Below are 9,803 nucleotides of genomic sequence, written 5' to 3' on the forward strand. Positions count from 1 at the left end.
CGGTAAAGACGTCTTGAACGGCAAAGTTAACCCAGAAGCAAATCAAGGTAAAGACGGCGATAAATACGTTAATACAGAAACNGGCGACGTCTTCGTTAAGAATAACGGCAACTGGGAAAAAGAAGGCAACATCAAAGGCCCTAAAGGGGACAAAGGTGAACAAGGTCTTCAAGGTCGTGATGGTCAAGACGGAGCACAAGGTTTACCAGGACGCGACGGACGTGATGGCGCAGCAGGTCGTGACGGACGNGATGGACGCGACGGNAAAGACGTCTTGAACGGCAAAGTTAACCCAGAAGCAAATCAAGGTAAAGACGGCGATAAATACGTTAATACAGAAACNGGCGACGTCTTCGTTAAGAATAACGGCAACTGGGAAAAAGAAGGCAACATCAAAGGCCCTAAAGGGGACAAAGGTGAACGTGGAGAAGATGGTAAGACTCCAGAAGTAACTGTAACTCCAGGTAAAGATGGCCATAGTACTGACATTACATTCACTGTTCCAGGTAAAGATCCAGTTAAAGTAAATGTTAAGGACGGAGAAAATGGTCTAAACGGTAAAACTCCAAAAGTTGATTTGCTTCGTGTCGAAGGACAAAACGGAAATCCATCTCATACAATTGTGACATTCTATACTGATGAAAACAATGATGGTAAGTACACTCCAGGAACTGATGAACTTCTAGGTTCTGAAATGATTAAAGATGGTGCTAAAGGTGCGGACGGACGTGATGGTAAATCATTGCTTACTGTAAAAGATGGTAAAGAAACTAAAGTTTACCAAGAAGATCCAGTACATCCAGGTCAACCATTGAACCCAGAAAAACCTCTTGCAGTTATTAAAGATGGAGTGGACGGTGTCTCTCCAACAGTAACAGCTGTTCGTAAGGATGAAGAAGGTCATAAAGGTGTAGAAATCACTGTTGATAACCATGATGGTTCACAACCAACTACAGTCTTTGTTCAAGATGGTGCTAAGGGAGAAACTGGTGCAACCGGTCAGGATGGACAAACTCCTACAATCACTACTCAACGTGGACAAGATGGCCAAAGCACTGTTGTAACTATCACAACACCAGGTAAAGATCCAGTAACCTTTACAGTAAAAGATGGTAAGAATGGTAAGGATGGACGTACACCAACTATTGACTTAAATGCATTGGTGGAAGCAGTTAGAAGAGGTGTTGGATCAACTTCTAATTCACAACCTTCTGGAACATCAAGAAGTGCAAGAAATAGAAGAGCATTACCAGATGAAGATAGAAGTGCAACTGAGTCATCAGAAACAGTACAACCATCAACTACAGGTTCAACAGGTTCACAACCAGCAACTGCAGGTTCAACAGGTTCACAACCATCAGCTACAGGCTCAACAGCATCACAACCAACATCAACTCAACCTAAACCATCAGGTGAATATGCGGGAACCGAAATAAAAGCATATTATGATAATAATAATAATGGTGTATTTGATGAAGGTGATGAGTTGATATCAAGTACTGTTATTCCTCCTGCTCCAAAAGGAGAGAATGGTAATGATGGTAAAGATGCTATAAGAGGAGCTGAATTATTAAGTGGAATTATAGCTCCAAGGCCAGAAGATGGTAAAGATGGTGATACATACATTGATGCTACAACAGGAGATGTGTATAAAAAGAGAGATGGAACTTGGGGGAAAATCGGTAATATTAGAGGGCCTCAAGGAGTAGCCGGTGAAAAAGGCGACAAAGGTGAAAAAGGTGAAAAAGGTGAAAAAGGTGAAAACGGAGCTAATGGAGCAGACGGTAAATCACCAGTTGTAAATGTAACTGACAACGGAGATGGAACACACTCTATTACTGTTAGAAACCCTGATGGTTCAGAATCTACAACTAAAGTAAAAGATGGTAAAGACGGTAAAACTGCGAATATCACTACAACAGAAAATCCAGATGGAAGCCACACAATCACTGTAACAAATCCAGACGGAACAACTAAAGAAACTGTTGTTAAGAATGGTAAAGACGGTAAGACTCCAAAAGTTGAAGTAACGGATAACGGAGATGGAACTCATACTGTTAAAGTTACGGATGGAGACGGCAATGTTACCAACGCTATCATCAAAGATGGTAAAGATGGTAAAGCTGCAACAGCAACAACTACTGAAAACCCAGATGGAAGCCACACAGTAACAATCACTAACCCAGACGGAACTAAGAATGAGTTTGTTGTTAAGAATGGACGTGACGGTGTTGACGGACGTACTCCAACCGCATCTGTTCGTGATAATGGAGACGGAAGTCATACAATCGTTATTACAAATCCAGAAGGTGTGACAACTGAAACCACAGTTCGTGATGGTAAATCACCAAAAGTGACTATTACTGACGAACAAAATGGAACTCATAAGATCTCAGTTCTAAATGGAGATGGAACAACTACTGAAACAATCATTAAAGATGGTAAATCACCAGTAGCAACAGTTAGAGATAACCATGATGGTACTTACACTATCCGTGTAGAAAACGGTAATGGTACTGTTTCTGAAACCACAGTTCGTGACGGTAAATCACCAACTGCTAAGGTTGTGGATAACGGAGATGGCACTCACACTATCACAGTTGTGAACTCAGACGGAACAACTACAACAACAACAGTTCGTGATGGTAAAGAACCAAAACTTGAAGTTATTGATAACAACAATGGTTCACATACTATTAAAGTGACAGGTGCTGATGGTAAAGAAACTACAACTACAATCTTTGATGGTAAATCACCAAAAGCGAACATCGTTGATAACGGAGATGGAACTCATACATTAACAATCGTAGATTCTGATGGTCGTGAATACAAATCTATTATCAAAGATGGTAAAGACGGTAAAGATGGCGTTTCACCAACTGTAACTGTTAAAAATAATAACGATGGAACTCACGTTGTAACAATCACTAATCCTGATGGAAGTAAGACAGAAATGGTGATTAAAGACGGTAAAGATGGTAAATCACCAAAAGTTTCTGTTGAAGATAATGGTGATGGTAGTCATACAATCACAATCATCAATTCTGATGGAACTGTGACAAAAACAGTTATTAAAGATGGAAAAGATGGTAGAGATGGACGTGATGGTCGAGACGGCAAAGACGGAAAATGTGGATGCCAAGACAAACCAGTAACACCATCAAATGACAAACCAGTTCCTCCAACACGTAATGTGCCAGAAGGACCAACGTTTGCAATGCCAGAACCACCAGTTCATGAATTGCCAGAATTCAACGGTGGTGTGCCAGGAATGCCAGAAGTTCATGAATTGCCAGAATTTAACGGTGGAGTACCAGGTATGCCTGAAGTTACTGAAGTACCAGAATTAGATATGCCAACAGTACCAGCACAACCAACACCAAGTGTACCGGTTAAACCTGTGCCAGCACAACCAACACCAAATGTACCGACACCAGAAGTGCCAGTACAACCAACACCAAATGTACCGACACCAGAAGTGCCAGTACAACCAACTCCAGTTGTTCCAACACCAGAAGTACCGGTTAAACCAGTACCAGCGGTTCCAGAACAACCAGTAGTACCAACACCAGCTCAACCAGCAACTCCAGTAAATGCTAACCCAGTAGTTCCAACTACAGTTAAAGAAAACCATGGGGACAAATTACCTGAAACTGGAAGCCAATCTGATTATATCTCTGTTCTTCTAGGTAGCGGTATTCTATTGAGCCTATATGTAGGTCGAAGAAAAGAAGATTAATCAGCCAAAAGCAGTCACTAATTTCTCGAAAGAAGATGATAAGTGATAGATCTCGAATGAAAGAATATTCTTAGAATGATTTTCCTATGATGGAAAAGACTGCTAAAAACCTTGAGTGGCAACGCTCAAGGTTTTTTTGGATGGCTGATGTTTGTCTGAAAATCTTGATTGAGTCTAAAAATGCCACCCTATTAGGTGGCGATAATTGATTTAGACTTCTTAAAATTCTCTATTTTTTACTGAACTGCTGCGAGCAAGTCTTGAGCTTGTTTTTCAATTGAGTTTAGGACTGTTTCTTCGAGAACCAATTTTCCGTCTGCCCAGGCAGAGTCGTTGACACGTGCAGCAGTGAAATCACCAACGACTTGTGTACGGATAAATGGCAAGAGGTCCTTGTAGATAGAGAAAAGTTGATCGTGACCTGCATTGGCTACAGATGATACTGTGACAAACTTGTCTTGAAGAGCAGAAGCGCCACGTGTATCAGATAAGTCAAGGGCACGAGATAGCCAATCAAGCAAGTTTTTCACTGTTCCAGGGATAGAGAAATTGTAGACTGGAGAGAAAATCCAGATAGCATCCGCAGCGAGAACCTCTTCACGAGCAGCAGCTACAGCTGGATGAGTTGGAACTTCCAAATCTTGGCTGAAAAGAGGAAGGGCTGAATAATCAAGATAGCTAACTTCTGCTTTACCAGCAAGTGCTTTCTCAGCTTCGAGGGCCATTTGGTGGTTGAAAGAACCTTGACGTAGTGATCCGACGATAAATAATACTTTTTTAGACATAATGTGTCTCCTTTTGCTTAAAATTTCGAGAACCCTCTTGTTGTTATAAAATATATTACAACAAAACAAAAGGACTTGCAAGAGATTTGCTCAGAGTTTATTTGAAAATTATAAAATTGCTGAAACTCTAGTCAGTTGCCACTGGAAAAGTAAGAACTGTTTTTTGGATTTTAGTTTTCTTTGATTTTATAGGAGTATTCCAATATTCTCTTGTAATATAATGACATAAGTGCTAAAATAAACAAGAAAACTAGCAATAGAAACCACAGAACAGCTATTTTCCGGTATCATTTCATAAATCATTAAAGGAACAATAATGGCATTGAAGAATGCTTCTAAAAGGGGTGGAGATCATGTAAGGCAAAGATTAACAAGTGACGGACAAAAGAAATAATAATACACTTGTTAAGGAGAAAAGATGTTAATAAGAAATTATCGGAAAAATATTGGCCTGATGGCCGGAGTTGAGTTTTTTGCATTTCTAGGGATTACCAGTTTTTGGATTCTCTTTCTCAGTCAAAACGGAATGTCTCTTTGGCAGATTGGACTTCTGGAGAGTATTTTTCATACGACCAGTCTTCTCTGTGAAATTCCATCTGGTATGTTAGCTGACCGCTATTCCTATAAGACCAACCTTTATTTAAGTCGTATAGCAGGGATTGTGTCTTCTATTCTCATGTTGGCTGGGCAGGGAAATTTTTGGATTTATGCACTAGCTATGGCGATAAATGCCTTGTCTTATAATTTTGATTCAGGAACAAGCGCAGCAATGGTCTATGACTCGGCTGTAGAGGCTGGACTAAAAGAACGCTATCTATCCATTTCAAGTTTCATGTCAGGAGTAGCAGAAGGAACTCGGTCTTTGGGGACAGTGTTGGCGGGATTTTTTGTCCATGGTCAATTGCACCTGACCTACTATATCATGATTGCCACTTCTATCATAGTTCTTTTCCTGATTTGGATGCTGAAAGAACCTAGTGTCAAGCTAGAAAAAGCTGATAGTGTGACCATGAAACAGATTATTTGGACTGTTAGGGATGAGTTGGAGCGAAATCCCATGCTGTTTAACTGGATGATTTTGTCTCAGATTGTCGGAACACTTATGTGCATGTTTTATTTTTACTATCAAAATCAGTTACCGGATTTAAGTAGCTGGCAAATTTCAGCAGTTATGCTACTTGGAAGTCTCCTGAATATCCTTGCAGTCTATCTAGCGAGTAAGATTGGAAAGAAATATGCTGCCTTGAAGATTTTCCCTCTTCTCGTCCTGCTGACTGGAGTTACCTATATGTTGTCCTACTTTGGAACACCTCTAATCTATATTTTGATTTATTTGATTAGTAATGCTCTATATGCTCTTTTTCAGCCGATTTTTGACAATGATTTGCAAGAGCGCCTTCCAAGTGAAGTAAGGGCAACCATGCTGAGTGTCTACTCTATGATGTTTAGCCTAAGTATGATTGTATTCTTCCCACTGACAGGGTGGTTGATTGACCATTTAGGCTTTGTAGTAGCATTTCTTTATCTAGGATTCTTTTTAGTCATGATTAGCCTTCTACTGCCTGTATTTTTAGGAAAAATGGCTAAAAGAATAGATAATAAAATAATACCATAGATTAAAAGAACTTCTAAAAACTTGAGTGCCAAGCTCAGGTTTTTTAATAGGTTGATTTTGGAGCTGTCTTTAATTTTCTTGCTCGGTTTTAGCTAAGAAAAATCTGTTTTGTTTGAAGGAAGAAATAATATAGGTTTGTTCTTGCATTCACTTGTAATAAAGCCCAATAGATGGTAAAATAGACGAGTGAAAAAAAGACAAAACAAAGCAAAAAATAATCTACTGTGGCAGTATGGTCTAGGGATGACGATTTTGTTTGTGGTTATCAGTGCTTCCTTTCTGTATCTGGTTTCTCTCGGCATGAAACCCTATCAAACAGCTAAAAGTGAAGGAGAAAAATTAGCTCAGCAGTATGCAGGATTAGAGCAGGCTGATCAGGTTGACTTATACAATGGCTTGGAATCCTATTATAGCGTTCTTGGTCATAATAAAAAACAAGAAGCACTTGCTGTCCTGATTGGAAAAGATGACCATAAGATTTACGTTTATCAGCTAAATCAAGGTGTTTCACAAGAAAAAGCAGAAGCTGTTTCGAAGGAAAAAGGAGCTGGCGAGATTGACAAGATTACCTTTGGCCGTTATCAAGATAAGCCAATCTGGGAAGTCAAGTCAGGCTCTGATTTTTATCTAGTAGATTTTGAAACAGGAGCATTGGTCAATAAGGAGGGCCTATGAAACTATCCAAGCGTGTTTTAGAAATGGAAGAAAGTGTCACTTTAGCTAGTGATGCGAGAGCAAAAAAATTAAAAGCTCAAGGTAAGGATGTCCTTTTCTTGACCTTGGGACAACCAGATTTTCACACTCCTGAAAATATTCAGGATGCAGCAGTTAAAGCTATTCGAGAAGGACAGGCTTCCTTCTATACAGTAGCTTCAGGTCTACCAGAATTAAAAGCTGCAGTGAATACCTACTTCGAGCGTTACTATGGCTATTCTGTCGCAAGTAATGAGGTTACCTTTGCCACAGGTGCCAAGTTCTCCCTCTATACTTTCTTTATGGCTGTAATCAATCCTTTAGATGAGGTTATTATTCCAACTCCATACTGGGTTAGTTATGGAGATCAGGTCAAGATGGCAGAAGGGATTCCAGTCTTTGTTCAAGCTAAAGAAGACAATGATTTTAAAGTCACGGTGGATCAACTAGAACTAGTTAGGACAGATAAAACAAAGGTTTTGGTTCTCAATTCACCATCTAATCCGACTGGTATGATCTATACTCGTGAAGAATTACTAGCTATCGGAAATTGGGCAGTTGAGCATGACATTCTGATTTTAGCAGATGATATATACGGTCGCCTTGTTTATAATGGAAATGAATTTGTTCCAATCTCAAGTCTATCAGAAGCAATTCGTAAGCAAACTATTGTTATCAACGGTGTATCTAAAGCCTATGCCATGACGGGTTGGCGAGTTGGTTATGCGGTAGGTAATCCTGAAATCATTGCAGCTATGAGTAAATTGACGGGACAAACAACTTCAAATTTGACATCTGTTTCTCAATATGCGGCTATTGAAGCCTTAACAGGACCACAGGAGTCTGTTGATATCATGCGTCAGGCTTTTGAGGAGCGTCTCAATACCATTTATCCGCTATTATGTGAGGTCCCAGGTTTTGAAGTCGTTAAACCACAAGGAGCTTTCTATCTCTTCCCAAATGTAAAAAAAGCCATGGAGATGAAAGGTTATACAGATGTGACTGACTTTACAACAGCTATTCTTGAGGAAGTTGGTTTGGCACTCATAACAGGAGCTGGCTTTGGAGCGCCAGAAAATGTCCGCCTCAGCTATGCGACAGACCTAGACACGCTTAAAGAAGCAGTTAAACGTTTGAAAGCATTTATGGGTAGTGAGAATGATTGATCATTTTGAAATTAAGGTAAAGGATTTACAAATTTCAGAAGGATTTTATAGGAGTTTTCTCGCCCCTTTGGGATATAAATTGGCTTTTAAAACTACTTCTCTAATCAGTTTTCTTGCCCCAAATAGCCCTCATCCTGGTGGTGACTTTTGGTTAGCTCAGGGGACGCAAAATCCTATTCACTTTGCTTTCTTAGCAGAAAATAAGGAAGAGGTTCAAGCTTGTTATGAGGCTGGCTTAGAGGCAGGTGGGCTAGACAATGGTGCTCCTGGTTATCGCAGTGAGCATCCGATTTATTATGCTGCTTTTATGATTGATCCAGACGGGAACAATATAGAGGTGGTTTGCCATAAAGAATAAAAAAGAAAAGGAAAAATAATGACAAAACGTGTAACGATTATTGATGTAAAAGACTATGTTGGTCAAGAAGTGACGATTGGTGCTTGGGTTGCCAACAAATCAGGAAAAGGAAAAATCGCCTTCTTGCAATTGCGCGATGGAACAGCCTTCTTCCAAGGTGTGGCCTTTAAACCAAACTTTGTAGAAAAATTTGGTGAAGAAGTGGGGATTGAGAAGTTTGATGTCATCAAACGCTTGAGCCAAGAAACGTCTGTCTATGTGACAGGTATTGTCAAAGAAGACGAACGTTCTAAGTTTGGCTATGAGTTGGACATTACAGACATCGAAGTAATCGGTGAATCTCAAGACTACCCAATCACACCAAAAGAACACGGAACAGACTTCTTGATGGACAACCGTCACTTGTGGCTTCGTTCTCGTAAGCAAGTGGCCGTGATGCAAATCCGTAATGCTATTATCTATGCGACTTATGAGTTCTTCGATAAGAATGGCTTTATGAAGTTTGATAGCCCAATTCTTTCAGGAAATGCGGCGGAAGACTCAACTGAACTTTTTGAAACAGACTACTTCGGAACTCCAGCCTACTTGAGCCAATCAGGTCAGCTTTACCTAGAAGCAGGCGCTATGGCCCTTGGTCGTGTCTTTGACTTTGGTCCAGTATTCCGTGCTGAAAAATCAAAAACACGTCGTCACTTGACTGAGTTCTGGATGATGGACGCAGAGTACTCATACTTGACACATGATGAGTCACTTGACTTGCAAGAAGCTTATGTAAAAGCTCTTCTTCAAGGTGTTCTTGACCGTGCGCCTCAAGCCTTGGAAACCTTGGAGCGTGATACAGAACTCTTGAAACGCTACATTTCAGAGCCATTCAAACGCATTTCATACGATCAAGCCATTGACCTCTTGCAAGAGCATGAGAATGATGAAGATGCTGACTACGAACATCTTGAGCATGGTGATGACTTTGGTTCACCACATGAAACTTGGATTTCAAATCACTTTGGTGTACCAACCTTTGTTATGAACTATCCAGCAGCTATCAAGGCCTTCTACATGAAACCAGTTCCTGGGAATCCAGAGCGCGTGCTTTGTGCAGACTTGCTTGCACCAGAAGGATATGGTGAAATCATCGGTGGATCTATGCGTGAGGAAGACTACGATGCTCTTGTAGCTAAGATGGATGAACTTGGCATGGATCGTACAGAGTATGAATTCTACCTAGACCTTCGTAAATACGGTACTGTACCACACGGAGGATTCGGTATCGGTATTGAACGTATGGTGACCTTCGCAGCTGGAACAAAACACATCCGTGAAGCCATTCCATTCCCACGTATGTTGCACCGTATCAAACCGTAAATAAAAAATCAAAGTAAGAGGTCATATCGGTCTCTTACTTTTTTAGAATTAAATTTCTAGAAAACACATTAATATATATATATAT

General features: G+C 40.2%; 7 protein-coding genes. 6 read left to right on the forward strand and 1 reads right to left on the reverse strand.

Translation table 11 applies throughout. The annotated features are described in order from the left end of the window. Window positions 1–3,739: collagen-flanked surface repeat-containing protein (locus D8848_RS09670; protein WP_125443708.1), on the forward strand; the 3,739-nt coding region annotated here is incomplete at its 5' end. A gap of 236 nt (window positions 3,740–3,975) precedes the next feature. Here D8848_RS09670 and D8848_RS09675 read toward each other — a convergent pair. Further along, window positions 3,976–4,524, reverse strand: coding sequence for an NADPH-dependent FMN reductase (locus D8848_RS09675; RefSeq protein WP_084923128.1), 549 nt, complete (start codon window positions 4,522–4,524; stop codon window positions 3,976–3,978). 418 nt (window positions 4,525–4,942) lie between these two features. Between D8848_RS09675 and D8848_RS09680 the strand changes: the two genes are divergently transcribed. From D8848_RS09680 to asnS, 5 genes are all read left to right on the forward strand, one after another. Beyond that, window positions 4,943–6,139, forward strand: a complete 1,197-nt coding sequence (locus D8848_RS09680) for an MFS transporter (protein ID WP_125443710.1) — start codon at window positions 4,943–4,945, stop codon at window positions 6,137–6,139. A gap of 186 nt (window positions 6,140–6,325) precedes the next feature. Then, a complete protein-coding gene (locus tag D8848_RS09685) occupies window positions 6,326–6,814 on the forward strand; it encodes a cell wall elongation regulator TseB-like domain-containing protein (RefSeq protein WP_049543393.1) in 489 nt (162 codons plus the stop codon). After that, entirely contained in the window at window positions 6,811–7,998 is a 1,188-nt protein-coding gene (locus D8848_RS09690) for a pyridoxal phosphate-dependent aminotransferase (RefSeq protein ID WP_045612065.1), read from the forward strand. Before D8848_RS09685 ends, D8848_RS09690 begins: the two co-directional genes overlap by 4 nt. Further along, complete coding sequence (locus D8848_RS09695; protein WP_000565230.1) at window positions 7,991–8,356, forward strand: VOC family protein; 366 nt, start codon at window positions 7,991–7,993, stop codon at window positions 8,354–8,356. The genes D8848_RS09690 and D8848_RS09695 overlap by 8 nt, the downstream gene beginning before the upstream one ends. Before the next feature lie 18 nt (window positions 8,357–8,374). Beyond that, entirely contained in the window at window positions 8,375–9,718 is a 1,344-nt protein-coding gene (asnS, locus tag D8848_RS09700; protein WP_125443712.1) for an asparagine--tRNA ligase, read from the forward strand. Window positions 9,719–9,803: the final 85 nt, after the last annotated feature.

The sequence above is a fragment of the Streptococcus mitis genome (assembly GCF_003942775.1).
Classification (GTDB): Bacteria; Bacillota; Bacilli; order Lactobacillales; family Streptococcaceae; genus Streptococcus; species Streptococcus mitis_CN.

Excerpts from the sequence above, each read along its gene's own strand:
- D8848_RS09675 (WP_084923128.1), bottom strand. The coding sequence starts at position 4,524 with ATGTCTAAAAAAGTATTATTTATCGTCGGATCACTACGTCAAGGTTCT.
- D8848_RS09680 (WP_125443710.1), top strand. The coding sequence starts at position 4,943 with ATGTTAATAAGAAATTATCGGAAAAATATTGGCCTGATGGCCGGAGTT.
- D8848_RS09690 (WP_045612065.1), top strand. The coding sequence starts at position 6,811 with ATGAAACTATCCAAGCGTGTTTTAGAAATGGAAGAAAGTGTCACTTTA.
- D8848_RS09695 (WP_000565230.1), top strand. The coding sequence starts at position 7,991 with ATGATTGATCATTTTGAAATTAAGGTAAAGGATTTACAAATTTCAGAA.
- asnS (WP_125443712.1), top strand. The coding sequence starts at position 8,375 with ATGACAAAACGTGTAACGATTATTGATGTAAAAGACTATGTTGGTCAA.